This window comes from Delftia sp. ASV31, assembly GCF_016428765.1.
Taxonomy (GTDB): domain Bacteria; phylum Pseudomonadota; class Gammaproteobacteria; order Burkholderiales; family Burkholderiaceae_C; genus Comamonas; species Comamonas acidovorans.
In genome coordinates this window covers 95,924-119,808 of record NZ_JAELTK010000005.1, presented here as the reverse complement: position 1 = coordinate 119,808, position 23,885 = coordinate 95,924, and the positions used below count along the sequence as shown (strand labels likewise).

The 23,885-nt window shown below is 67.2% G+C and carries 16 protein-coding genes and 1 pseudogene; 7 read left to right on the top strand and 10 right to left on the bottom strand.

The genetic code is table 11. The features are described 5' to 3' along the window. Positions 1-657 precede the first annotated feature (657 nt). Genes JHD82_RS03415 through JHD82_RS03400 form a run of 4 tightly spaced genes read right to left on the bottom strand, consistent with a single transcriptional unit; the run spans position 658 to position 8,010 of the window. Positions 658-1,311 carry a response regulator transcription factor gene (locus tag JHD82_RS03415; protein WP_012204925.1) on the bottom strand — a complete coding sequence of 218 codons (654 nt, stop codon included), beginning with the start codon at positions 1,309-1,311 and terminating at the stop codon, positions 658-660. An 18-nt stretch (positions 1,312-1,329) separates the two neighbouring features. Next, complete coding sequence (locus JHD82_RS03410; protein ID WP_199135414.1) at positions 1,330-4,596, bottom strand: hybrid sensor histidine kinase/response regulator; 3,267 nt, start codon at positions 4,594-4,596, stop codon at positions 1,330-1,332. 20 nt (positions 4,597-4,616) lie between these two features. After that, positions 4,617-5,828 (bottom strand): EAL domain-containing response regulator, encoded by a 1,212-nt coding sequence (locus tag JHD82_RS03405; RefSeq protein ID WP_199135413.1) that lies wholly within the window; start codon positions 5,826-5,828, stop codon positions 4,617-4,619. A gap of 4 nt (positions 5,829-5,832) precedes the next feature. Then, positions 5,833-8,010 carry an ATP-binding protein gene (locus JHD82_RS03400; protein ID WP_233174602.1) on the bottom strand — a complete coding sequence of 726 codons (2,178 nt, stop codon included), beginning with the start codon at positions 8,008-8,010 and terminating at the stop codon, positions 5,833-5,835. A gap of 513 nt (positions 8,011-8,523) precedes the next feature. Here JHD82_RS03400 and JHD82_RS03395 point away from each other — a divergent pair. Next, on the top strand, positions 8,524-10,851 hold the full coding sequence (locus JHD82_RS03395; protein WP_307838074.1) for an Ig-like domain-containing protein: 2,328 nt from the start codon (positions 8,524-8,526) through the stop codon (positions 10,849-10,851). A gap of 34 nt (positions 10,852-10,885) precedes the next feature. Here the strand turns inward: JHD82_RS03395 and JHD82_RS03390 are convergent, their stop codons facing one another. From JHD82_RS03390 to JHD82_RS03365, 6 genes are all read right to left on the bottom strand, one after another. Next, a complete protein-coding gene (locus tag JHD82_RS03390) occupies positions 10,886-11,203 on the bottom strand; it encodes a DUF3325 domain-containing protein (RefSeq protein WP_198819416.1) in 318 nt (105 codons plus the stop codon). Then, entirely contained in the window at positions 11,196-12,869 is a 1,674-nt protein-coding gene (locus tag JHD82_RS03385) for a PepSY domain-containing protein (RefSeq protein WP_199135411.1), read from the bottom strand. Before JHD82_RS03385 ends, JHD82_RS03390 begins: the two co-directional genes overlap by 8 nt. 17 nt (positions 12,870-12,886) lie before the next feature. Continuing rightward, a complete protein-coding gene (locus JHD82_RS03380; RefSeq protein WP_199135410.1) occupies positions 12,887-13,165 on the bottom strand; it encodes an iron uptake protein in 279 nt (92 codons plus the stop codon). A 114-nt stretch (positions 13,166-13,279) separates the two neighbouring features. Next, positions 13,280-14,998, bottom strand: a complete 1,719-nt coding sequence (locus JHD82_RS03375) for an FMN-binding glutamate synthase family protein (RefSeq protein ID WP_199135409.1) — start codon at positions 14,996-14,998, stop codon at positions 13,280-13,282. Positions 14,999-15,086: 88 nt separating this feature from the next. Beyond that, the gene (locus JHD82_RS03370; protein WP_199135408.1) at positions 15,087-16,592 is read right to left on the bottom strand and encodes a HAMP domain-containing sensor histidine kinase; all 1,506 of its coding nucleotides are present in this window, start codon (positions 16,590-16,592) and stop codon (positions 15,087-15,089) included. A 1-nt stretch (position 16,593) separates the two neighbouring features. Next, positions 16,594-17,310 (bottom strand): response regulator transcription factor, encoded by a 717-nt coding sequence (locus JHD82_RS03365; RefSeq protein WP_012204915.1) that lies wholly within the window; start codon positions 17,308-17,310, stop codon positions 16,594-16,596. A 167-nt stretch (positions 17,311-17,477) separates the two neighbouring features. On the opposite strand from JHD82_RS03365, the gene msrB reads away from it, so the two are divergent. From msrB to JHD82_RS03335, 6 genes and pseudogenes are all read left to right on the top strand, one after another. Then, on the top strand, positions 17,478-17,978 hold the full coding sequence (msrB, locus tag JHD82_RS03360; RefSeq protein WP_012204914.1) for a peptide-methionine (R)-S-oxide reductase MsrB: 501 nt from the start codon (positions 17,478-17,480) through the stop codon (positions 17,976-17,978). 16 nt (positions 17,979-17,994) lie between these two features. After that, complete coding sequence (locus JHD82_RS03355) at positions 17,995-19,824, top strand: cytochrome c biogenesis protein DipZ (RefSeq protein WP_199135407.1); 1,830 nt, start codon at positions 17,995-17,997, stop codon at positions 19,822-19,824. Between the two features lie 34 nt (positions 19,825-19,858). Continuing rightward, entirely contained in the window at positions 19,859-20,608 is a 750-nt protein-coding gene (gene msrA / locus JHD82_RS03350) for a peptide-methionine (S)-S-oxide reductase MsrA (RefSeq protein WP_197943097.1), read from the top strand. An 84-nt stretch (positions 20,609-20,692) separates the two neighbouring features. Then, positions 20,693-22,051, top strand: a complete 1,359-nt coding sequence (chrA, locus tag JHD82_RS03345; protein ID WP_199135406.1) for a chromate efflux transporter — start codon at positions 20,693-20,695, stop codon at positions 22,049-22,051. Positions 22,052-22,064: 13 nt separating this feature from the next. Next, on the top strand, positions 22,065-22,892 hold the full coding sequence (locus JHD82_RS03340; protein ID WP_012204910.1) for an AraC family transcriptional regulator: 828 nt from the start codon (positions 22,065-22,067) through the stop codon (positions 22,890-22,892). A gap of 84 nt (positions 22,893-22,976) precedes the next feature. Beyond that, a pseudogene (locus JHD82_RS03335) lies at positions 22,977-23,663 on the top strand (B3/4 domain-containing protein). The last annotated feature ends 222 nt before the right edge of the window (positions 23,664-23,885 follow it).

Here is a 23,885-nt window from a genome sequence, read left to right as displayed (position 1 = left end):
ACGCTGCCGCATGCGGGATTTGAGATGGGTCAAGGAAGTAACCAAGTGTTGCAACGACAGCGCCCGGCCATCGCGCCCAGGCTTCGGCCAACGCCCGCCAGAACGGCTGGGGCGACAAACAGGCGCATGACAACGATGCCGAGGTGGCGGGCTTTGTCACCGAAGCCGCCAACGTGCGCTACCTGGAGACCGAGCTGGCGCTGGAAGGTGGCATCCACTGCACGACGCAGCAGCAGCCGCTTTGATGCGCGCCGTGCGGCAATAAGAATCGTCTTAACCTTGGCTGCGCAAGGCCGGGCAAGACTGGAGAGCGGTATATCGATCCGTTTTTTCCAGAAATGCAGCCAAAGAGAACGTCCCAGAAACTGTGCGACCCATGCTACGAATTGCTGAGCAATACAAGCCTGTCAACGCCCCACCCCGGACTGAGATTCCGCTTTTACTCACTGGAGCAGGACGCCAATTTCGTGAACTATGGCTGCGTGCATTGCCAGGCGCCCCTGGCGATGAAGACAAGCCGGCGCGGGGCACTTCTGGGGTTTCGCCTGATGCCGTCCGAACCGCACTATCGCCTGGGTGAGGGGGACGCCGAGGACGGCAGCCAGGCGCAAGGCCAGGCGCTAAAAGGGTGACCGGCTTGTGCAGCCCGCAGGCCGGTCAGTCGAAAAGATGGTGCTCGGCGCAAAAGGCCGCCAGATCCTGGTTGCTGTCCACGTTCAGCTTGCGCATGGCGGAGTTCTTCTGGAGGCTGACGGTCTTGACGCTGCGCCGCAGGCGTGCGGCGATTTCGGTGATGGACTCACCATTGGCGAAATGCCTGAGGACTTCGAATTCGCGCGGCGAGAGGCTGTTGGCGCGCTCGGCCAGGAAAACGGACCGCTCCTGCCTGGGCGTGTCGGCCTGGAATGAGGGCGAATAGTAGCGGGCATTGAGGCGGACACACTGCAGCGCCGCCATGATCTGGGTGAGCGGGTCTTCCTTGAGCAGCACACCGGCGACGCCGGCGTCATACAGGGCCGAGATGATCATGGGGTTGGAGACGGTCGTCAGCACCAGCACCTTGATGTCCGGGAAGTGGCGTATCAGATAGTCCACGTAGCGCAGGCCATCGCCATAGACATCGTCGCCCGGCATGGAGTAGTCGGTCAGAACCACGTCCAGCGGGTTCGATCTGGCGTATTGCATCAAGGACGATGGCGTGCTGAACGTGGCCACGACCTGGAGATTGGGGTCCTGCTCCAGGAAGTCCTTGACACCAAGCAGGACCACGGCGTGGTCGTCCACGACAGCAATGCGCAGTTTCAGTTTCATGGGATCGCAAGCAAAGGGTTAGGGCTGGGGCAATTGCGCCATCATGGCGCGAAGGTCGGCCAAGAGGTCGGCCAGAAGGACTGACAGCGCGGCCTGCAGGCCGGGCTCCCGGGTGCCGTTCGGGAGCTGGTCCTCCAGCGACTGGGTGCGCGCGGCAAGCTCCTGCATCCTGGCCAGCAGCAAGGCGCCGCGCATGCGATGCAGCGCCTGCGCGGCCAGGTCGGGCCGGCGCTCCTCCAGGCCACGGGCCAGCATTGCGATGTCGTCGTTCATGCACTGCACGAAGACCTGCCGGTGCGTCTGCAGCACGTTGGGCTCCGACAGGGCCGCAGGCTGCGAGGTATCCCCCACCGGGGTACCGGCCTGGGCAGGCGCCGGACGGAGCCGCTTTTTCGGCGCGAACTTCTCCAGGGTGCGGACCAGCGTGCGCAACGGGATGGGCTTGACCAGCCAGGCATTCATGCCGGCATTCAGGCAGCGGTTTTCCTCGTCCAGCATGGCATTGGCGGTCACGCCGACGATGGGGCAGACAACGCCCTCCGCACGCAGCCGCTCCGCCAGTTCGTAGCCGTTGAGGTAGGGCATGTTCACGTCCGTCAGCACCAGATCGTGCGGGCTGATGTCCCACAGCGCCAGCGCCTCCTCCCCGTCGTCGGCGACCGTGACTTCGCAGCCCAGGCTCTCGAGCTGGCCGCGCAGCGTCACCTGGTTGACGGGATTGTCCTCGGCGACCAGCACGCGCAGGTCGAACAGGGGCAGATCGGAGCCGGAGCCGGCCGAGCGCTGTGCGCCGCCGAGCACCTGGGCAATGCCCAAGCCGATGCTCAGGACGTTGTGCCCGTCGATGCCCCGGTTGTCCGGCGAGGAAAGGTTCAGGTGCGGCCCCATCCATCCGGGCGCGGGGCTGTCCGCCGGCAGCAGGACGTCCAGCAGCAGCTCATCGTCATGGGCCGCCACCGGGGCGGCGCCCGCCGCGCGGGCCTGGCCGCCCCAGCGCTGCAGCCAGGCGCAGATGTTGTCCGTCAGTTCCGGGTGGGGGGTGCGCACCGCGATGCGGGCGCCCTGTAGCGCGGGAGCCTCCTCCTCCTCCTCCTCCTGCGCGACGGTCTCCAGCCCCAGCTCGAACCAGAACCGGCTGCCCAGGCCGGGCTCGCTCCAGACCTCGATGGAGCTGGACATCATCCGGGCCAGGCTCCAGCAGATGGACAGGCCCAGGCCCGCTCCACGCGCCGTGCGGCTGCTGTTCTTGACCAGATAAAAGGGCGTGAAAAGCTCGCCATGCAGGGATTTTTCTATGCCCACGCCCGTGTCGCAGACCTCGAACACCAGCCGGACCTGGGAGGCCGTGCCCGGCACGCTGCGCAGGCGGACGATCACATGGCCGGCCTCCGTGAACTTGATGGCATTGCTGATGAGATTGCCCAGGATCTGGCGGATGCGCACCGCATCGCCCAGCACCGACTCGGGCACCTGCGCGTCCACGCAGGAAAACAGCAGCAGGCCGTTTTGCTGCGCCATGGCGGCATAGGAGCTGGTGCAGTTTTGCACCAGCTCCCGGGGGTTGAACGGGGCCTTTTCCAGTTGCAACTGGTCCGCCTCGATCTTGCTGGTGTCCAGGATGTCGCTGATGATCTGCAGCAAGATGGACGAGGAGGCCTCGATACGGTCCACATACTTGCGCTGCAGCTGCGTGAGCTCGGTCAGGCCCAGCAGCTCCAGCGTGCCCAGCGCGCCATACAGCGGCGTGCGGATCTCGTGGCTCATGGTCGCCAGAAAGGTGGACTTTGCCTCGTTGGCCTCGTCCGCCGCGATTCTTGCCCGCTCCAGATTGCTCTCGATTTCTGCGCGCGCACTGACGTCGGCAAACACGCACAGCGTCACATCCTGGCCCAGGTAGCGGGTGGGCGCGTAGGCCACGTAAAGCGTTCGGCCCTGCGCGGTGACCAGGCGCTCCATGGTGCCTGCGGCCCGGGCCTGGACAATCTCGTCCAGTGCCGCCTTGTTCTCCGGCGAGCCGGGGCGCAGGTAGCCATCGGCCGAGTGCAGCCACTCCTGCACCAGCGAGTTGCTGAAGATGATTTTCCCGCTGCCGTAGGCCACAAGGCAGATGGCCACGGGAGCGGTTTCGATCAGCGTCCTGTTGAATTCATTGCTCTCGACGATGACCCGCTGCGCCTCCTGCGCGGGCGCAATCACCTTGCGGTTGAACCAGCGGGTATAGGCAATACCGGCCAGCAGGCTCAGCAGCAGGGCCAGCACCAGGCCGGCAGAGGGCGCGAACAGCCGGCCCTGGAAAAAGGTGGCGTAGTCCACCTGGTAGTAGCCGGTCCACCGGCCGGAGGCATCCTCGGTCTTGAGGATCAGGCCATTGCGCGTGTACTGCATCCCCGTGTCGTCCACCTGCGGGACGGGGCCGGTGCCCATGAGCACGCCGAAATCCCGGTGCTCCAGCCAGAAAAGATGCCTGGGCAAGGTATGGATGGTTCTTTCTATGGCGCTGATGCGCTGGCGGCTGAAAAGGATGGCGGCGTAGATCGGGCTTGCGGCGGCTTCGTCGCCGGCATCGATATGGCTTGAAAAGCCGGCTGCGACCATGCCGATCATCTTTTCCGGGAACTGGGGCGACCGGAACCAGACGATCTCCTGCGCCGGCGCCGTGGAGCCGGCGCCCGGCCGGGCATCGGCGGCCCTGGCCCGCAGATGCGCCTTGACGGCGGCAATCGTGCTGTCGAACATTTCCTGCGTGACGCTCTCGTTGCCGATGGGCACGTCGATGGCCGGCACGCCGATGCTGATCGCCCCGTCCTCCTTGGTGAAGAAGGCAGCGGCTGCAGGGAAGTAGGAGCCTGCCCAGAAGGAGGAATAGCCTGCGGCCAGGGAGCTGCCCAGCGAGAAAAGCCGGTCCGGGAGCGTGTCGCAGGCCGCGCGCGCAGAGCATTGCAATGAAAAGGGAATGCCGCCGATGGCCTCGCGGCCACGGAACATGCGGTAGTCCGCCTGCGCAGGTGCGGGCACGTCGACGATAGTGGCTACTCTCTGGTCCGGCAGCGCTTTCCAGGACTCGTTGCGGCCCTTGAGCCGCCGAAGGAAGATCTCCTGCTCGTCCAGCGAGCCGACGATGGCGGAGAAGTTCAAGGCCAGGCGGCCCTGCTCCTGCTCGAAGATCCTCTCAGAGCCCCACAGCAGCACAGCGATGAGGAAGATCGCAAGGGGAAGCACTCCAAACAGTACCCGGTTCTGCCAGCGTGTGGTGCGTGTGATCTTGCTGAACGGGGAGTCGGGCATGGACGCCTTGCGTGCTTGGGTCAGGTGGGGTTGCCTTGGTGTCGGGGTTCGGATGCCAGCATAAGGGCAAATTCGCTGGCGGGCACTGCGGCGGACAGCAGATATCCCTGCACGCAATCGCAGCCGATGCTGCGCAGCAACTCCAGGTCCTGGGTGGTCTCCACCCCTTCTGCCGTCACCGTCAGGCCCAGTTGCCGCCCCAGCTGCACCGACGACGTCAAGGCCGCAGTGCGCACCTCGTCACCCGCGGCGCCGGCCACGAAGGCCCGGTCGATCTTCAATTCGGTGAAGGGCGTGGAGATGAGGCTGTACATCGAGCTGTAACCCCGCCCGTAGTCATCCTGGGCCAGGCCAAAGCCTTTGAGCCGCAGGCGGCTCGCGCACATGTAGTAGTTGGCGGGTATGCCGACGGCCTGGTCCTCCAGCAGCTCGAACGTGATGTTCTCCGCAGCGATGCCGCACCGGGCCGCCATGCCGTGCAACTCATCCGGCAGCCCGATATCGTCCAGCAGCGGTATCGGCAGGTTGACGGACACAGGCACGACATGTCCGGCACTGCGCCAGGCCAGGTGCGCCGACATGGCGTCTTCCATCATGCGCACCAGCAAGGCATGGTCCAGGCCATGGAACCGGATGGCGGACATGAACGAGCCCGGCATCATGAAGCCGAACTGCCGATCGTTCCAGCGCGCCAGCGCTTCCACACCGACGGTGTGGCCCGTGAGCAGGGATTTCTTGGGCTGGAACCAGGCCTGTATGGTTTTCTCCTCCAGCGCCTGGATCAGGTGTGCCTTGGCGAAAATCGGCCGTTCCTTGATGCCTGGAGCGCCTTTCCTCTCGTAGGCACGCAAGGACCTGAGTTGGCTGGCCAGGACCTGGACATGGTCCGCACCGAACGGCTTTTGAAACATCCCGATGACGGAAAAGCCGGACTCCTTGGCCATGAGACTGACACTGTTCATCAACCGGCGCGAGCAGGAGCTGGATATGACGAGCATGGGATGCAGGCCGCGCTGGCTCAGTTCATTGATGAACTGCAGGCCGTCCATGTCGGGCATTTTCAGGTCGGTGATGACAAGGTGGAATCCGCCATCGCGCAGCATTTGCAGGGCATCGCGTGCGTTGCAGGCAATGTGCGTGTCCACGATTCCCGCCTCCATGAGCAGGCTGCGCGTGTGCTCGCAGCACAGGGCGTGGTCGTCAAGAATGAGTACTTTGAATGTCGACAGCATGGGATCAGGTCCTGCATTGCTTGATGTGGTTCAGGGTGGTGCGCAGCACCGCCAACGTGAATGGCTTGCACAGCAGGCTGTCGAAGCCGGCCGGCAGTCCGTCGCCCTGCCCTTGAAGCTGCCCCTGCGCCTGCGTCTGCGGCTGGGCATTGGCCGTCAGCCCGACGATCGGGCGGCCGTAGCCACGCTTTCTGAGCGCACGCGCCAGGGCCAGGCCGTCCAGCAGCGGCATGTGCAGGTCGGTGAGAACGGCGTCGAATTCGAGCAGGCCGGGCATGGACAGCGCGTCCTGTCCATTGCTGGCCTGCTGGACCTCGCAGCCCAGCACCTGCAGTTGCTCTCGCAGGATGATTCTGTTGATGGGGTTGTCCTCGACGATGAGCACGCTCAGCCCCATCGGCTCGTGGACCTGGGGAACGGCGGCGTGCAGGTCAGGGCGCGCGCCCGGCGCAATGCCCTGTTGGGCCATGCCCAGCGCCTGGCCCACGGCCAGCACGCCAGGCATGCTGGTTTCCCACACACGGGCCTGCAGGGTTTCGCGGGGGACCTCGCCCGGCGCCAGCGCCAGAACGCATTTGCCCGTCCATTGCGGACGGCGCACCGACCGTGGCCAGGCTTGCACCAGCACCGCCTGTTCATTGGGGCCCTGCACCTGCTCCCGGTACGGCTGGGCCATGGCGCCCCAATGCCGAAGCCAGGCGCACAGGTTGTGCACGACTTCCGGAATGGCGCCATCCACGTAGACGGTCTGCGGCAACAGACTGGGCACCGCCTCATAGCCTGCCGCGCTCTCGCGCGGCAGGCGCAGCTCGAATGACACGCAGGTCCCCAGTCCCGGCTGGCTGGCGGCCGTCAGCCGCCCGCCCATCTCCTGGCTGAGGCGCAGGCAGATGGACAGCCCCAGGCCTGCGCCCTGGACCTGCTGCTGCGTGGCCGCATGGGCACGGAAGTACGGGTCGAACAGGAAGGGCTGCTGCTCCGGGTCGATGCCGATGCCTGTGTCCTGCACCTGGAACCGCAGGTCGGTGCCTTCCTCGCTTTCGCCCATGACCTGCAGGCGCAGGGCCACATGGCCGGAGAACGTGAACTTGATGGCATTGCCCACCAGGTTGTCCAGGATCTGCCGCAGCCGCAAGGCATCGCCCACCAGCAGGGGCGGCGTTTTCACATCGGAGACGGCATACAGCTGCAGCCCCTTTTGCTCGGCACGCGACAGCAGGCCTGCGGCCACGCTGTCGAGCAGTTCGGTGGCCGAGAACGCATGGGCCTCCAGTTGCAGCCGGCCAGCCTCGATGGCCGACAGGTCCAGGCTGTCGTTGACGATGCGCAGCAAGGAGGCCGATGCCTGCTGCATGGCCCCCAGGTAGCGTGTCTGTTCGGAAGGAACCCTGGACAGCGCCAGCAGCTCCAGCGTTCCCAGGATGCCAAAGAGCGGCGTCCGTATTTCATGGCTCATGGTGGCCAGAAACTGCGTCTTGGCCTGGCTGGCCGATTCGGCGCGCAGCTTGGCATCGACCAGCGCTGCCTGCACCTGCCTGAGCGCCGTCACATCGCTGACCAGGCAGAAAACCACCGGCTCGCCGGCGTGGGTCGTGGGCGTGGTGCTGACCTCCACCAACCGACCGTCTCCCAGCGCCAGCTCACGCGGGCCCTGCTGCGTGCCCCCGGCCAGGGCATGCTCGAACCAGGAAGCATCACTGCACACCCACTGCCGCGCCAGTCCGTTGGACAGCAGCAGGCTGCGATCGCTGCACCGCACCAGCGCCAGGCCCACGGGCGCCGTGTCCAGCAGCTTGCGGCAGAGCGCATCACCGGCGGCGCAGGCGCCTGCCCGGCTCCAGGCCGAAGCCGGCACGCTGCGGCGCAGCCGGCGCACGCACCATGCAAGTACAGCCATGAAGGCAAGTCCCAGCGCCACGGACCACAGCAGCAGCCAGACATGGGCCCTGACCAGCTGCCGCGCGGGCTCCCAGCGGTCTGCAAGCCATCCGGCGTTGTTCGCGGATTTGCGCAGCAACAGGGATTCGGGAAGCGCCCGGCCTGCCTGCATCAGTGAATGGAGCGGCCCGGGCTGGCCCTGCGGTGCGCTGGCGCGCCACGGCCAGGCATAACCGGCTTGCGTGTGGATGGCTGCGTGCGTAGCCCCCACCGCAGCGTCCAGCAGCAGGAAACATCGGTCCATGAAAAACAACTGAACGTCTCGCACGGGCACATGACCCAGACTGCGCGATGGCGTCGCCGGGGCGGCGTCGTCCCTGCCGCCGTGACCGGCACAGGCCAGCATGGCCATGATCGCCAGTGCAAATGCCATCAAATCACGCCGTGCCAGGGACAGGCGCAGCCTGTGATGTATCGATCTGGAAGAAAACAAGAGAGCTTGAAACTGGCGCATTGCCGAATCTTAGAAATCAAAAGGCGAATTTGGACTAAGAATTTTCTTAATGCTGAAACCTCTTGCGCACCGCCTCGCCAAAGAGCGATTTCAAGCATCGATCCGCCATCGGAAAATCGTCAAATTTCTTTGAAAATGCCACTATTCCTGTCACTTTAAGAAAATTCTTAAACCAATATACCAATGCCCTGGAGATCATTGCCGGATTGATTCATCGACAAAGGCTGCTCCGTTTCTCACCACCCCTGTGATATTGAACACAGACGTCGCGCATGTAGAATGCCAGCGATTTTTTCACGTCCTGTGTTGCGCAATATCCAGAATGCGTTTCGGCAGCCCATTTCAGGGAAAGTGAAAAAGGCAATGAAGATATACAGGCAACGATTCACTCCCATGGCGGCACGCAGGCCCCTGCGCCTGCTCGCCCTGGCATTGCTGTCGCAAGGCTGCATCGCCACGGCCCATGCATGGACCGTCGTGGTGGACAGCGCCGCCGACGCAACCGGCCCGTGCGCCAGCACCGGCCTGGGACCCTGCACCCTGCGCGACGCCATCACCTACGCCAACGCCAACCGCAACAAAGGGGGCGACAACCGCATCGAGTTCAGCATCGGTGCGGGGGGAGAGCAGACCATCGTCACCCAAAGCAACTGGAATGGCAGCCTCATGCAGCCCATTGCACCGGCCACATCACTGACGGTGGACGCCAGCACGCAACCCGGCTATGAGGACCACTTGCCACGCCGCCCCCTGATCACGCTGCAGGCAGGCAGCTCAGAGTTCGGTACAGGGCTTGAGCTGGCAGGCGCCATCACGGTGCGCGGTCTGGCGATAGGCGGCTTCAACACCGCCCTGGCGGTGACAGGCGACGGCAACACCGTGCTGGGCTGCCATATAGGCGTTGACGCATCGGGAACGGTCGCCATGGGCAATCGCAGCAACATCCTTGTCAACTCCGGCAACCGCAACCGCATCGGTAGTCTGGATATTGGCGGGCGAAATGTCATCTCCGCGGCGGAAAATTCCGGAATATGGCTTTCCTGGCCGGGCGCCGGTACAGAAAACATCATTCAGGGAAATTACATAGGCACCGATATCACCGGCAACGTGGCGCTGGGAAACCAGGGAAACGGCATCAGCGTGGCATCCGGATTTACCGGCACGCTGATCGACAGCAACCTCGTCTCCGGCAACGTCAGGGAAACCGGTGGTTCATCCGGGATTTCCATTTCCGGCTCGCACACGCTGGTGACCCGCAACCGTGTCGGGACCAATGCAGCCGGCACGGCCATGATTGCCAACAATGGGCCAGGCATTGCCGTATTCTTTTCGCCGGAAGGCGGACATCGCATTGGCACAGGCCCTGAAGACGGCAACCTGGTTGCCGGAAACAAGGAAACGGCCATCGAATTGAATGGAAACTACGCCGCACGCAACTCGAATACCCTGATTGCCGGGAATATCGTGGGAACCAGCCTGGACGCCAGCACCATGCTGCCCAATCAATGGGGCATCGTCATCAAGGATTCGGACGAAGTGACCGTGCGCGGAAACATCGTCGGTGGCAGCAAGGCCTCCGGCATACAGTTCCAGGGCGCCGGCAAGAACAACCTCGTGCAGGGCAACTACGTGGGCGTCAGTCCCCAGGGAACCGCCCTGCCCAATGGGGAAGGCGTTTCCTTTTTCCAGAAGGCCCATGACACCCTGGTCGGCGGTGACGACGCGGCACATGCCAACGTGATTGCGCACAACAGGCTGTTCGGCGTGGGATTGCGGGGGGACGAAGTCAAGGGCGTCTCCATGCTCGGCAATGCCATCTACGGCAATACCGAGGGAGGCATCGCACGAACCAGCCTGGCCAACGGAGATCCTGCCGATCCGGTGCTGCTCACGGTGACGCCCGACGGCCTGTCCGGCACGCTGGACAGCGTCGCCAACGAGAGCATGCGCATCGAGTATTTCTCGACGCCCAGGCTGCCCGACGGGCTGGTGGAGCGCGCCGCCGGCAAGGTTCTGCTGGGCTCGCAGACCGTGACCACCGATGCATCAGGCCATGCGCCCTTGGCGTTCAAGGGCGCCATGCCCCCGGGCGACCAGGCCGCTGTCACGGCGACCGCCACCCGGATTTCCACCGGCGACACCTCGCGCTTTTCCAACGCGATGGCGGCCAACGCCGCCCCCGTGGCGCTGCCGCAAGCCGTCACGACGCCGCAGGATACGGCGCTGACCATCACCCTCGCTGGCACGGACTTCGAGTCGGACCCGCTGCGCTTCGAGATCACCGCCGGCCCCGCCCATGGCGGCATCAGCGGCTTCGATCCCCAGACGGGCACGCTGGTCTACACGCCGGCGGCCGGCTACTCCGGGCCCGATACCTTCGCCTTCACGGTATCCGACGGGCACCAGAGCGCTGCCGCACCGGCATCCGTGTCCATCGAGGTGATCGCTGCCGATCCTCCCGACCCGGGCCCGGGCACCGATCCCGACCCCGGTCCGGGCACGGACCCAGGGCCCGGTGCCGGCCCCGGAAATGTCCAGGCCGTTCCCGGCCTGGGCAAGGGCGGCATGCTGGCGCTGCTGTGCGGCATGGCCTATCTGGCCAGCCGCAGGATGAGGAAAAGGCAGGCCTGAGCCTGCAGCGGGCGCAGAGGCCCCCGCGCAATCGTCAGGCCGGCAGCCAGCGCAGCCAGCTCGGCCGCCAGGTCAGGGTGAAGGCAATGGCCAGGGCGGCAGCGGCCAGCGTCATGATCCAGACCAGGGAGGCCATGGAGGCATGGTCCACCGCCAGGCACAGGCCCAGCGAGGCGGCCAGGCCTGAGGCGCCCAGCCAGCGCAGCAGCCTGACCTTGCCATCGGGCTGGGGCATGTCGCCGTGCACCTGCTCCCAGTGCACGTCCTTGGCCAGCGCAAACCAGCCCATGCCGGCCAGCGAGGCGGCAAAGGCGGCGGCCAGCAGCAGTGCGTCCAACAGTCCCTCAGACATGGGCCACCTCCGCGGCGCGCGAGGGCATGGCGGGCACGGCGCGCGTCTTGAGCTTGCGTGCCACCACCACGGCCAGCACGGCGCTGGCCAGCATGAACAGGTCCACGCCGGCCACGGGCCAGTAGCCCGCGCCCAGGGTCTTGAACAGGTGGTCGCCCGTGGTCAGCCAGTTCAGCAGCACGGCGGTGACGGCCATGGCGGCCACGGCCCAGCACTGCTCGCGCCATGCGGGGTTGGGCAGGCCCCGGGCCACGGGGGCGCTGCGCACAAAGGCATGCGCCATGGCCAGCAGCCAGGCGGCCCAGAAGAAATAGCGCTCCATGTCGCCCCGGCCCGGCCAGCCCTGGGGCATGGCCTCGGGCAGCAGGCGGTTGGAAATCAGCATGCCCAGGGCGGCCACCAGCATGCCGGTGACGGTGGTGACGGCCAGGGCATCGACCACGCGCGCGCCCTGCACGCCCTGCTTGGCGTGCTGCTTCTTGCGCTTTTCCACGAAGAAGACGTAGCCGGTGGCAATGCAGGCGCAGCCGGCCAGGCCGCCCAGCACGTACAGCCAGCGCAGCAACCAGTGGCGGAAGTGCTGCAGGTGCAGGCCGGTGAGGAAGGTGTTGAGGCTGTCCACGGCCGTGCGCGGCGGATCTTCGCGCAGCAGGGCGCCCGTGCTGGCCTTGAAGTGGATGCCCTCGCCCGTGAGCGCGATGCGGTCGGTGCCGGCGCGGTAGACGCTGACGTAGCCATTGGCATCGCCCACATGGGTGACGGACAGGAAACCCACGTCGCCGGCCATGCCCTTGGCGGCCCAGCGGCGCTGCGCCTCGGCCACCATGGCGTCCACCGAGGCCACGGGCGCGGCCACTCCGGCGCGGTCGTGCGGCAGGCCGGTTTCCTCGGCCTCCATTTTTTCGTGCAGCTCGTGCAGCGGCTCCAGCTGGGTGTGGGTGATGGGGAAGTAGATGCCCGCAAAGATCACCAGCCCCGTGAAGGCGAAGAAGAAGTGAAAGGGCAGCGCCACCACGCCCGTCATGTTGTGCAGGTCCAGCACGCTGCGCTGGGTGGCCTTCTTCGGACGGAAGGTGAACAGCTCGCGGAAGATCTTGCGGTGCATGACCACGCCGCTGACCAGGGCCACCAGCATGATGAATGCGGCAAAGCCCACGATCCAGTAGCCAAGGCCCATCCAGTTGAGCGTCAGGCTGTAGTGCAGCGGGTAGAAGAACTGGCTGCCGATCTTGAGGTGGTCGTCCGGCAGGGACTCGCCATTGCGCGGGTCGATGGTGCGCATGGCCCAGATCAGGGTCTCGGGCTTCTTGGCGTTGGCCACCTCGTAGCCGGCGAACAGGCCCAGCACCGGGTCGCGGTGCGTGGTGTAGGCGCCCCAGCGCTGGGGCGTGTCGAAGCGCTCGGGCAGCGGGCCGTTGACCTCGCCGCGCATGGCCTCGCGCGCCTGGGCGTTGGGCTGCATGGACTCGAAGACCGGCTTGAGGATCTGGTCGTACGAGGGCATGGGCGTGGGCTCGAAGCGCGAGGCCGGAATGGCCCAGCGGTCGATCTCGCGGTCGAACACCGACAGCGCGCCAAAGAAGAAGGCGGCCATGAGCACGAAGCCGAGCACCAGCCCGAACCAGGTGTGCAGCCAGGCCATGGAAAGGCGGAAATTCTGGAACATGGGAAGCGATCTCCGGATCAGGGCAGCAGCATCTGCTGGAGCAGCGATGCGCAGCCGGTCATGACAATGCCGCCACCGGCCAGCACGGCCCAGACGCGCGGGAGGCTCTGCGCCGCAAAGGCCCAGAGGAACACCGTCAGAAACACCAGCAAGCCAAGGATGTAGCCCAGATGCTCGGCATCGTGGAACTCCATTCCGGCAGCAAACATCAGCACCACGCCCAGGGCGATGAAGCCCCAGGTGAAGGCATAGCCGCCGAAGACCGCAGCTGCAATGCGAACCAAAATAGTTTTCATTTACACAGAAAAATACAGTTGTGCACCAAGTTCTCGGGGCGCATTATCCCCGAGGGTTGTTAAAACCTGTAATCGGCTGTGGTCTGTGGCGCCTGTCTTCTGTGCGTGGCGTCTCTAGGCAGCCTGGCCCGCCGCCTGCGCCTTGGCCTGCGGCGCAGAAGGCTTGAGCGTGGGCGGCGCGAACTGGAAGGTGTGGGCGCTGGCGCCCGGCCAGTAGAGCTTGAACACGCTGTGCTGCTTGTCCAGCGGCCCCAGCAGCGCGCCGGGCTCCACGCGCAGGACCAGGTTGGCCAGCTGCCGCACCTCGGTGTCGGAGATGCGCCGCACGATGTGGTGGGCCGTGATGTCGCAGGGGTGCTCCAGGCCCGCAGCCTGCACCAGTTCCTGCAGCGCATGCAGGGTCTTGTCGTGGAAGTTGGCCACGCGCGTGGCCTTGTCGGGCACGACCAGGGCCTTCTGGCGCGCCGCATCCTGCGTGGCCACGCCCGTGGGGCAGTGGCCGGTGTGGCAGTTCTGCGCCTGGATGCAGCCCAGGGCCATCATGAAGCCTCGCCCGGCGTTGCACCAGTCGGCGCCCAGCGCCATCATGCGCGCGATGTCGAAGGCCGTGATCACCTTGCCGGCCGCGCCGATCTTGATGCGGTGGCGCAGGCCCACGCCGATCAGCGTGTTGTGCACCAGCAGCAGGCCTTCCTGCAGCGGCACGCCCACGTGGTCGGTGAACTCCACGGGCGCCGCGCCCGTGCCGCCCTCGGCGCCATCGACCACGATGAAGTCCGGCGTGATGTCCGTCTCCTGCATGGCCTTGACGATGGCGAACCACTCCCAGGGATGGCCCACGCAGAACTTGAAGCCCGTGGGCTTGCCGCCCGACTTCTCGCGCAGGCGGGCGATGAAATGCATCATCTCCACCGGTGTCTTGAAGGCGCTGTGGCTGGACGGGCTGATGCAGTCCACGCCCACGGGCACGCCGCGCGCGGCGGCGATCTCGGGGGTGACCTTGGCGCCCAGCAGCATGCCGCCGTGGCCGGGCTTGGCGCCCTGGCTGAGCTTGATCTCGATGAGCTTGACCTGCGGGTCGGTGGCGTTGGCGATGAATTTTTCTTCGTTGAAGCTGCCATCGTCGTTGCGGCAGCCGAAGTAGCCCGAGGCCACCTCCCAGATCAGGTCGCCGCCGTGCACGCGGTGGTGCTGGCTGATGGAGCCCTCGCCCGTGTCGTGCGCAAAGCCGCCCATCTTCGCGCCCTTGTTCAGCGCCAGGATGGCATTGGCCGACAGCGCGCCGAAGCTCATGGCCGAGATGTTGAAGATGCTGGCGCTGTAGGGCTGGGTGCAGGGCGAGTTGCCTTCATCGGCGCAGCCGATGGTGATGCGGAAGTCATGCGAGGCCAGCCTGGTGGGCTGCATGGAATGGTTCACCCATTCATAGCCCTGGGCCGTGACATTGAGCTGCGTGCCCAGCGGGCGGCTGTCCGGGTCGCCCTTGGCGCGCTGGTAGACCAGGGAGCGCTGGGCGCGCGAGAACGGCAGCGCCTCATGGTCGGACTCGATGAAGTACTGGCGCATCTCGGGCCGGATGAACTCCAGCAAAAACCGCAGGTGGCCGATGATGGGGTAGTTGCGCAGCACCGAATGGCGCACCTGGGTCATGTCGCGCACGCCCAGCAGCGCCAGCGCGGCGCATACGCCAAAGCCCAGCCACCACCACAGCCCTCCCCACACCAGCGCCGCCACCAGCAGCCCCGCGCTGCCGACCAGGCTCAGGCAGAACGTGGTGTAGCGCAGCGGCACCCATGCGGGCAGGCGATGAACCGGGGAGGCAGACGTTGACATGGCGTGGGTCCTTGGGGGCGTGTTGACGATCTTGTGCATGCCGCGCCGTCGAGGGCGCGCTGTGCACAAGGGTAACCCACGATCCGCGTCAGCCCAGGCGCGGCCGTGCGTCGGCGCCCGTTGCCTGCGCGGCCGCCGGCAGCACGAACCGGAAGCTGGCCCCCTGCCCCGGCTGGTCCACCAGTTCGATGCGGCAGCCATGCAGCTCCAGCATGCGGTGGACGATGCGCAGGCCCAGGCCGCCGCCGCGGCGGGCGCCGCCCACGGTAAAGGGGCGCTCGAACAGGCCTTCGCGCAGATCGGCCGAGATGCCGGGGCCGGTGTCGGCCACGGTGACTTCGACCGCGTTGCCCGCTGCCGCCAGCGCCACCTGGATGCTGCCGCCGCCGGGCGTGTGGCGCAGCGCGTTGTCCAGCAGGTTGCCCAGCACGCGCTCGATCATGCCCAGGTCGGCCTGGACGACGGGCAGGCGAGGCGGAAAGTCGGCCCGCAGCGCCACCTGGCGCGCCTCGGCACGCAGCTCAAATTTCTGGAACACGTCCTGCACCAGATCGGGCATGGAAAACGGCTCCGGCTCGGGCTGGACAAAGCCGTATTCCAGGCGCGCCAGCTCGAACAGGCTTTGCGCCAGCTCGCCCACCTTCTGGCTCTGGGCCAGGGCAATGCCCAGGTAGCGGCGGCGCTCGGTGGCGTCGAGCACGGCGTCCTTGAGCAGCAGCGTTTCCAGGTAGCCGTGCAGGGACGACAGCGGCGTGCGCAGGTCGTGCGAGACGTTGGCGATGAGTTCGCGCCGCTCCTGGTCCTGGCGCGTGAGCGCCCGCCACTGCTCGCCGATGCGCGCCACCATGCGGCGGTAGGCCGAGTCCAGCACGGCGATCTCGTCACGGCTGTCCTGTGCGGCGCCGGGCTGGGGGGCCGGCAGGTCCGGGGGCGCGCCATGGATGTCGAAACCGGCCACCTCTTCGGTGAGCCGGCGCAGCGGCCGCGTGATCAGCGCAAAGGCCACCAGGCCCGCCACCAGGCACAGCAGCGCCACCAGGCCGATGGACCACAGCGCCGTGCTGAGCACCGAGTTGGCCGAGCCCTGCGCCACCAGCTGGTCATGCGCCTCGCCCTGCAGCACCACGTAGATGAAGCCCACGTCCTTTCCGTTGACGCGCAGCGGCGCCGCGCTGAAGACCTTGCGGCCTTCGACGCTGCGCGGGTCGTCGCCCAGGATGGGCAGCGTGCCGCCCTCCAGCAGCCGGTGCACGGGCGCCAGGTCCACGCGCTCGCGGCGCACGCGGCCGTCGGGGGCGGCATGGCCGGCAATGCGGCCGTCGGCGTCCAGCAGGTAGACCTCCACGCTGGGGTTGACCAGCATGAGCTGGTTGAAGAAGCTGCGCACGGCGCCGGGCATGAGGCCGTTGGCGTCGGTCAGCTGGGCGTCGCGCGCAATGCTTTCGGCCACGTCGCGGGACAGGCCCTGCACCACTTCCAGCTCGTGCATGCGGCTGGCGCGCAGCTGCATCCAGGCCGAGGTGCCGCTGCACACCAGCAGCAGCACGGCAAAGACCAGGGACAGGCGCTGGGTCAGTGTCAGGCGCAGCTTCATGTCAGGCGCCCTCCCCCGCCTCGGCGAACTTGTAGCCGCGCCCCCAGACGGTGAGGATGCGCGCGGGCTGAGCCGGGTCGGCCTCGATCTTGGCGCGCAGGCGGTTGATGTGGGTGTTGACGGTGTGCTCGTAGCCTTCGTGCTGGTAGCCCCAGACGGCGTTGAGCAGGTCCATGCGCGAGAACACCTTGCCGGGCTGGCGCGCGAAGAAGTACAGCAGGTCGAACTCGCGCGGGGTCAGGTCCAGCCGGGCACCATGCAGCCGGGCATCGCGCGCCACGGGGTCCATGGCCAGGCCGGCGATGGTCAGGCTACCGGACTCCAGACGCGCATTCTGGGCCAGCGCCTCCACGCGGCGCAGCAGCGCCTTGACGCGCGCCACCAGCTCCAGCACGGAAAACGGCTTGGCCAGGTAGTCGTCGGCGCCGATCTCCAGGCCCAGGATGCGCTGCACCTCGCTGGAGCGCGCGCTGATGATGATGATGGGCGTGTAGCGCGCCATGGCGCGGGCGCGGCGGCAGATCTCCAGGCCGTCCACGCCGGGCAGCATGATGTCCAGCACCAGCGCGTCCCAGCCGCCGCGCTCCAGTTGGCGCAGGCCGTCGTCGCCACGCGCGCAGTGCATGACTTCCAGGCCTTCGTCGCGCAGGTGCAGCGTGAGCAGGTCGGCGATATGGGCGTCGTCCTCGACGAGAAGTACGCGGCGCGTGGCGGTCATCGGATGCGGTTTCCTGGAAGTGGCGGGAGTGGCTGCCATTGTGCGCAATACCGGGGCCGGGAGTTATCACGAATCTTTGAACTCTGCGTGAAGACTTCGGGAGGCCGCCGCCCTAACCTGACTGGCATCGCATCGTTTCAGACGCACGCAACCTTCAGGAGCACACCATGACCACCAGACGCCATCTTCTGTGGACTGCAGGCGCCGGCACCACCGCCGTGCTGGCGGCCAGCCTGTTCCCGCGCAGCGCACCGGCCGCCGCCTCCAGCGAAATCTTCGAGGTGAGCTACAGCGACGCCGAGTGGCGTGCCCGGCTCACGCCCGAGCAGTACCAGATCCTGCGCAAGGAAGGCACGGAGCGCGCCGGCACCAGCCCCCTGAACAAGGAGCACCGCGCCGGCACCTTTGCCTGCGCGGGCTGCGCCCTGCCGCTGTTCTCGTCCAAGACCAAGTTCGACAGCGGCACCGGCTGGCCCAGCTTCTGGCAGCCGCTGGACAAGGCCGTGGCCACGCGCCAGGACCGCACCTACGGCATGCTGCGCACCGAGGTGCATTGCCGCCGCTGCGGCGGCCACCTGGGCCATGTCTTCGACGACGGCCCCAAGCCCACGGGCCTGCGCTACTGCATGAACGGGCTGTCGCTGACGTTCACGCCCCAGCCTGCCTGAACCCGGGAGCCGCGCCATGCTGCTGATCGTCCTGGCCTATCTGGGCGGGGTGCTGACCATCGTCAGCCCCTGCATCCTGCCGGTGCTGCCCTTCGTCTTTGCACGCGCCGACCAGCCTTTCGCCAAAAGCGGCCTGCCGCTGCTGGCGGGCATGGCGCTGACCTTCGCCCTGGTGGCCTCGCTGGCGGCCGTGGGCGGCGGCTGGGTGGTGGCCGCCAATGAATACGGCCGCTGGCTGGCCCTGGGCCTGGTCGCCGTGTTTGCACTGACCCTGCTGTGGCCCGGCCTGTCCGAGCGGCTGACGCGGCCGCTGGTGGCGGCGGGCTCGCGCCTTTCCGAGCGTGCGCAGGGCAAGGACGGCGGCGCCCGCCCCGGCGCCTCGCTGCTGCTGGGCGTGGCCACGGGCCTGCTGTGGGCGCCCTGCGCGGGCCCCATCCTGGGCCTGATCCTCACGGGCGCCGCACTGCAGGGTGCCAACACCACCTCCAGCCTGCTGCTGCTGGCCTATGCGGCCGGTGCGGCCACCTCCATGGCGGCGGCCCTGCTGCTGGGCGGCAAGGTGTTTGCGGCGCTCAAGCGCATGCTGGGCGCGGGCGAATGGGTGCGGCGCGGGCTGGGCGCAGCCATGCTGGCCGGCGTGGGTGCGATTGCGCTGGGGCTGGACACGGGCGTGCTGGCGCAAGTGTCCACGGCCTCCACCGGCGGCCTGGAGCAAAGGCTGGTGGACCGCCTGAGCGGCAGGCCCGAGGGTGGCGCCATGGCCATGCAGGCCGGTCCCGCAATGATGGCCGCCGTGGATAGGGACTCCGGTGCTGGCCCGGCCATGATGGCCGCAGGCGGCGCCATGCGCATGGCCGGCGGCCCGTCCCGCGCCGCCCTGCCGGACGAAGGGCTGGCCCCTGCGCTGGACGGCGCCACCGACTGGCTCAACTCCACGCCGCTGACGGCCGAACAACTGCGCGGCAAGGTGGTGCTGGTGGATTTCTGGACCTACTCCTGCATCAACTGCCTGCGCACCCTGCCCTATGTGAAGGCCTGGGCCGAGAAGTACCGCGACCAGGGCCTGGTGGTGGTGGGCGTGCATGCGCCGGAGTTCGCCTTCGAGCGCAAGCTGTCCAACGTGGAAAAGGCCATCAAGGACCTGGGCATCGGCTACCCCGTGGCCGTGGACAATGGCTACAAGATCTGGCGCGCCTTCAACAACCAGTACTGGCCGGCGCATTACTTCATCGATGCCCAGGGCCGCATCCGGCACCACCACTTTGGCGAAGGCGGCTATGCCGAGTCCGAGCGCGTGATCCAGCAACTGCTGCAGGAAGCCGGATCGAAGCAGGTGGACCAGGGACTGATCGACGTGCAGGCCAAGGGCGTGCAGCAGGCAGCCGACATGGCTGCCGTGCGCTCGCACGAGACCTACCTGGGCTATGAGCGCGCCGAGCAATTTGCCGCCACGCCTGCCGCCGTGCACAACCAGGCCACCGCCTATGCCACGCCCGAGCGCCTGCCGCTCAACGCCTGGGGCCTGAGCGGCCAATGGACGGTGGGCCCGGAAAGCGCCACGCTGGACGGCGCCACCGGCCGCATCACCTACCGCTTCCAGGCACGCGACCTGCACCTGGTGCTGGGCCCCGGCAGCGATGGCAAGCCCGTGCGCTTCAAGGTGCTGATCGACGGCAAGGCGCCCGGCGCCTCGCGCGGCATGGACGTGGCCGCCGACGGCAGCGGCAGCGTGACCGAGCAGCGCCTGTACCAGCTGGTGCGCCAGGACGGCGGCGCAGCCGAGCGCACCTTCAGCATCGAATTCCTGGACCCCGGCATCTCCGCCTATGCCTTCACCTTTGGCTGATCCCTGGCCACTTCACTTTCACCGGAGAGACACCATGACCAACGATTCCACCCTCGCCGCCGCACCCCGCCGCCGCGGCCTTCTCCAACTGCTGACCGGCAGCGCCGTGCTGCTGGGCGGCGCCCTGCTGTGGCAGGGCAGCAACCTGCAGGCGGCCGAGCAGGCCGTGCGCATTCCACCACCCGCGCAGGATGCGCCCGCCACGGGCCAGGGGCCGCAGAAAGCCATCTTTGCGGGCGGCTGCTTCTGGGGCGTGCAAGGCGTGTTCCAGCATGTCAAGGGCGTGCAGCGCGCCGTCTCGGGCTACAGCGGCGGCACGGCGGCCCAGGCCTCGTATTCGGCGGTGAGCAGCGGACGCACCGGGCATGCGGAGTCGGTCGAGGTCACCTATGACCCGGCCCAGGTCAGCTACGGGCAGCTGCTGCAGATCTACTTTTCCGTGGCCCATGACCCGACCCAGCTCAACCGCCAGGGGCCGGACACGGGCACGCAGTACCGCTCGGCCATCTTCGCCACCGACGCCGCGCAGCTCAAGACCGCACAGGCCTATGTGGCCCAGCTGGACGCGGCCAAGGTCTTCGGCAAGCCCATCGTGACCCGGCTGGAGGACAAGCCCAGCTTCTTCCCGGCCGAGAACTACCACCAGGACTTCATGACCGAGAACCCGCGCCATCCCTACATCGTCATCAACGACCTGCCCAAGGTGGAGCAGCTCAAGCAGCTGTTCCCGGGCAGCTACCGCGCCGAGCCGGTGCTGGTCAAGCAGGCCGCCCGGCAGATGTAGCGTCTGCGCAGCGCGGGGGCGGTGCGGGTACGGTGCGGGTGCCTGCAGGCGTCGGCGGCGGCTGCCGTATGAGACATTTGCGGCATGCCTCCCAGTTCGCTTGATGCACCCGCTGCACCCCTCCCTCCCACCCGCGCCGAAGCCCTGCGCTACTGGCTGAAGCTGGGCTGCATCAGCTTTGGCGGGCCGGCCGGGCAGATCGCCATCATGCATGAGGACCTGGTGGAGCGGCGGCGCTGGATCTCGGAGGCGCGCTTCCTGCATGCGCTCAACTACTGCATGCTGCTGCCCGGCCCCGAGGCGCAGCAGCTGGCCACCTACATCGGCTGGCTGCTGCACCGCACCTGGGGCGGCATCGTGGCCGGCGGCCTGTTCGTGCTGCCTTCGCTGCTGCTGCTCATCGCCCTGTCCTGGATCTATGTGGCCTTCGGCCATGTGCCGGCCATTGCCGGCATCTTCTATGGCATCAAGCCGGCCGTGACGGCGCTGGTGGTGCAGGCGGCCTGGCGCGTGGGCTCGCGCACCCTGCGCAACGGCTGGCTGTGGGGGATTGCCGCGGCGGCCTTCGTGGCCATCTTCGCGCTGAAGCTGCCTTTTCCGCTGATCGTGCTGGCGGCCGGCGCGCTGGGCTACCTGGGGGGCAGGCTGGCACCGCGCCACTTCTCCCCTGCGGGCGGGCACGGCCCGCGCGGGGGCAGCCACGGCCCGGCCGTCATCGACGATGACACGCCCACACCGGCCCATGCACGGTTCAGCTGGCGCTTTTTCAGCCAGGTGCTGGCGGCCAGCCTGGGGCTGTGGGCGCTGGCACTGGGCCTGCTGGCCGCCGCCTTCGGCTGGCAGGGCGCGCTCACCCAGATGGGCTGGTTCTTCACCAAGGCGGCGCTGCTGACCTTTGGCGGCGCCTACGCCGTGCTGCCCTACCTCTACCAGGGCGCCGTGGACCACTACCACTGGCTCACGGCCACGCAGATGATGGACGGGCTGGCCCTGGGCGAGACCACGCCGGGGCCGCTGATCATGGTGGTGTCCTTCGTGGGCTTCCTGGGCGGCTGGAGCACGCAGGTGTTCGGCCCCGATGCGCTGCTGCCTGCCGGCGCCGCCGCCGCCCTGGTCGTGACCTTCTTCACCTTTTTGCCGTCCTTTGCCTTCATCCTGCTGGGCGGCCCCTTCATCGAGTCCACCCATGGCAGGCTGGGCTTCACCGCGCCGCTGACGGGCATCACGGCCGCCGTGGTGGGCGTCATCGCCAACCTGGCCGTGTTCTTTGCCTGGCACGTGCTGTGGCCCCAGGGCTGGGCGGGTCCCTTCGACTGGCCGTCCGCACTGCTGGGCCTGGCTGCGGCGGCCGCGCTGCTGCGCTGGAAGGTGGGCGTGATCCCCGTGGTGGTCGGCGCGGGGCTGGCCGGCCTGGCGATCACGCTGGCGCGCCAGGTTGGATAGGAAAGGCTGTGGCATGGTATCGACCACGGATGGGCATTTCAGCTGGCTGCGCTGCCGCACCGCAGGGGTGGAGGCCGTGGCCGCAGACACGGCGAGGCGCTTTGGGCGGCACGCCCACGAGCAGTACGGGATCGGCCTGATCGAGCGTGGCGCGCAGAAGTCCGCCAGCGGGCGAGGTCTGTACGAGGCCGGGGCCGGCGACCTCATCATGGTCAACCCCGGCGAGTTGCATGACGGCATGCCCCTGGGCGATGGCGGTCGCGCCTGGCGCATGCTGTACCTGGAACCCTCGGTCGTGGCCGGGCTCATGGCGGACATGGATGGCGCAGGGCCGGCGACCGGCTTCGAGTTCCGCCAGCCCGCCGTGCGCGACCCGCGCCTGGCCGCGTGTTTTCAGGCTCTGTACCGCAGGATGACCGGCAGCGGCGAGGCAACGGACGCCCTGGACCTGGACGAAGCCCTGCTGCAACTGCTGGGCGGCATGCTGCAGCGCCCTGCCCCGGCGCCCCGCGCACCGGCCCCCATCACACTGGCCCGCGCCCGGATGGACGACGATCCCGGTGCACCGCTGACCCTGGGCGCCCTGGCCCACGAGGCGGGCCTGAGCCGCTACCAGTTCCTGCGTGCCTTTGCGCGCGCCACGGGAATGACGCCCCATGCCTATCTGCTGCAGCGGCGCCTGCACCAGGCGCGCAGGCTCATCGCCGGCGGCATGCCGCTGGCCGAGGCCGCCGCGCACAGCGGCTTTGCCGACCAGAGCCATATGACGCGCCTGTTCGTGCGCAGCTTCGGCATGGCGCCCGGCTTCTACGCCAGGGCAGCCAAGGCCTGCGCTGCGTGACGCGCTGCAATTTCCTTCAAGACCACGCAAACCGGCCTGGCGAGGATGGAGATCACATCCCCTCTCCACTCACAAGGCCTGATCTTGCAGTTCTCCTACTCACCCTCCATCCCCCGCGACTTTCCTGAACTGGCCTCGCAGACCTTGCTGCTGCGCGGCCTGTCACCCGACGTGCCCGCACACGCCGTGATCGCACCCTTCATGGCACAGGCCAGGCAGAACCTGGCCTGCACCCCGGAAAGCGAGATGCCATCCATTCAGGCCTGGCGGCGCGGCTTTGCCAGGATGGGCCTCAAGCCCACGCAATACCGCTGCGCCGCCGAGGCCCTGCTGCGCCGCTTGCGCAAGGAAGGAGATCTGCCGGGCCTGCATCCGCTGGTGGACCTGTGCAATGCGGCCTCGGTGGCCTTTGCCATTCCCGTGGCCGTCTTCGACCTGGACCGCGTCAGCGGCTGCCTGCAGGTGCGCCCCGCAACCGGCAGCGAGGTCTACGAGACCTTCTCGGGCGAGATCGAATATCCCGAGCCCGGCGAAATCATCTTCGCCGACACCGCTGGCCGCGCCCACGCCCGGCGCTAGTGCAACCGCCAAAGCGGCCACTCGGCAGTGCGCGAATCCACAGTCAACGCGCTGATCGTGACCGAAGCGCTGCACGCCACGGGCAAGGCCGATACGCGGCAACTGGTGGAAGCATTGCAGTCGGCGGCCGGGCGGCTGTGGCCCGAGGCCGTTTCACACCGAAGCAACCCCTCGCAGGCCGCCCTGGCCTGAGGCGACCGGGGCCGTTGGCGCCCCGGCGTGAAAGGGGCTAACACGCTGCGCGGACTTCCCGCAAGCAAGACCGCACGCGTATCGCACCGCCCTGCACATCGACTCGCAGATCTCTTCAAGACATGCTTTGTTGCTATCAAAATGATACCAATGCGTTGCATGCTACATACAAATGAAAAGAAAAAGCAATCATTATCATTGTCATTCTAAAATCCGCACCCG

Excerpts from the sequence above, each read along its gene's own strand:
- JHD82_RS03415 (WP_012204925.1), bottom strand. The coding sequence starts at position 1,311 with ATGAAACTGAAACTGCGCATTGCTGTCGTGGACGACCACGCCGTGGTC.
- JHD82_RS03410 (WP_199135414.1), bottom strand. The coding sequence starts at position 4,596 with ATGCCCGACTCCCCGTTCAGCAAGATCACACGCACCACACGCTGGCAG.
- JHD82_RS03405 (WP_199135413.1), bottom strand. The coding sequence starts at position 5,828 with ATGCTGTCGACATTCAAAGTACTCATTCTTGACGACCACGCCCTGTGC.
- JHD82_RS03400 (WP_233174602.1), bottom strand. The coding sequence starts at position 8,010 with ATGGACCGATGTTTCCTGCTGCTGGACGCTGCGGTGGGGGCTACGCAC.
- JHD82_RS03390 (WP_198819416.1), bottom strand. The coding sequence starts at position 11,203 with ATGTCTGAGGGACTGTTGGACGCACTGCTGCTGGCCGCCGCCTTTGCC.
- JHD82_RS03385 (WP_199135411.1), bottom strand. The coding sequence starts at position 12,869 with ATGTTCCAGAATTTCCGCCTTTCCATGGCCTGGCTGCACACCTGGTTC.
- JHD82_RS03380 (WP_199135410.1), bottom strand. The coding sequence starts at position 13,165 with ATGAAAACTATTTTGGTTCGCATTGCAGCTGCGGTCTTCGGCGGCTAT.
- JHD82_RS03375 (WP_199135409.1), bottom strand. The coding sequence starts at position 14,998 with ATGTCAACGTCTGCCTCCCCGGTTCATCGCCTGCCCGCATGGGTGCCG.
- JHD82_RS03370 (WP_199135408.1), bottom strand. The coding sequence starts at position 16,592 with ATGAAGCTGCGCCTGACACTGACCCAGCGCCTGTCCCTGGTCTTTGCC.
- JHD82_RS03365 (WP_012204915.1), bottom strand. The coding sequence starts at position 17,310 with ATGACCGCCACGCGCCGCGTACTTCTCGTCGAGGACGACGCCCATATC.
- msrB (WP_012204914.1), top strand. The coding sequence starts at position 17,478 with ATGACCACCAGACGCCATCTTCTGTGGACTGCAGGCGCCGGCACCACC.
- JHD82_RS03355 (WP_199135407.1), top strand. The coding sequence starts at position 17,995 with ATGCTGCTGATCGTCCTGGCCTATCTGGGCGGGGTGCTGACCATCGTC.
- msrA (WP_197943097.1), top strand. The coding sequence starts at position 19,859 with ATGACCAACGATTCCACCCTCGCCGCCGCACCCCGCCGCCGCGGCCTT.
- chrA (WP_199135406.1), top strand. The coding sequence starts at position 20,693 with ATGCCTCCCAGTTCGCTTGATGCACCCGCTGCACCCCTCCCTCCCACC.
- JHD82_RS03340 (WP_012204910.1), top strand. The coding sequence starts at position 22,065 with ATGGTATCGACCACGGATGGGCATTTCAGCTGGCTGCGCTGCCGCACC.